This window comes from Sandarakinorhabdus rubra (genome assembly GCF_010994245.1).
Classification (GTDB): domain Bacteria; phylum Pseudomonadota; class Alphaproteobacteria; order Sphingomonadales; family Sphingomonadaceae; genus Sandarakinorhabdus; species Sandarakinorhabdus rubra.
The window spans coordinates 1-990 of sequence record NZ_WMHO01000397.1 but is presented as its reverse complement, the minus strand read 5'-3'; the positions used below and the strand labels follow the sequence as shown (position 1 = coordinate 990).

The 990-nt window shown below is 72.0% G+C and carries 1 protein-coding gene; it reads right to left on the bottom strand.

Annotated elements, in window-relative coordinates; translation table 11 throughout:
- Positions 1 to 990, bottom strand: a 990-nt coding sequence (locus tag GJV64_RS14805; RefSeq protein WP_164158261.1) for an alkaline phosphatase family protein, incomplete at both ends; no start/stop codon positions are given.

Below are 990 nucleotides of genomic sequence, written 5' to 3'. Positions count from 1 at the left end.
CCGGCCGCGGCGATGGCGGCATCATCCATGATCCGGTCGATGCCGGCGGCGGGATCGGCGGCCACGCTGGCCAGCACGACGGCCACCCGGGCCTTCAGCGCCGCATCCGCCGGCCGGGCCAGCACGATGGCGGCACTGCCGCCGGCCGTCCACGGGATCGCATCCCAGCTGGCGATGCCCTGACCATCGGGCGTCAAGCGGATCAGCCCGGCCTTGATGAACGGCATGAACAGGTTGGTGGTTCGGCGGGTTTCGGCAAAGCCGTGATCGGACACGACAACCACGGTGGTCGCCGGATCCACGGCGCGGGCGACTGCCACCAGCCGGCCCACCGCAGCATCGATGCGGGCCAGCACGGCGCGGGCGGCAGGGCTGTCCGGCCCGGCCTCGTGCTGTTCATGATCGAAGCCGGTCAGGTAGACGGTGGCGAAATCCGGCCGCAGCCGCCGGATCAGCACCGCGGCATGGGCGGCGCGCGCTTCATCGGAGGCGATGTCCTCGTTCTTGCCGGGCGGGTAGGGGCCGGCTTCGGCCACCAGGCTGGCCGGAAGGCCCGGGGAGGCCAGCGCCGCTACCAACTTGTCGTCATCGGCCTCGCCGGTGCGCCAGATCTGCGGCAGGTTGGCAACCAGGCCCGACAGGCCGACGCTCACCGGCCAGTGCACGTTGGCAACCTTGCGGCCACCTGCCACCGCCGCGTCCCACAGCGTCTGCGCCTTGAAATCGCTGGCATACCAGTACCAGCCATCGGCGTTGCGGCGGAAGGGATCGAAGGTGAGGTTGCTGGCGATGCCGTGGCGGCGCGGGGCGGCGCCGGTCATCAGCGTGGCATGGCTGGGATAGGTGACGGTGGGCAGCACGCCGGTCACCGCCGCGCTCACCCCACCGGCTGCGAGCCCGCGCAGGGCCGGCAGCGCCAGGCCATTGTCGCGGCGCTGCCACTCCTGCGGGCGCAGGCCGTCGATGGCGATCATCAACACGGGGGCAGCC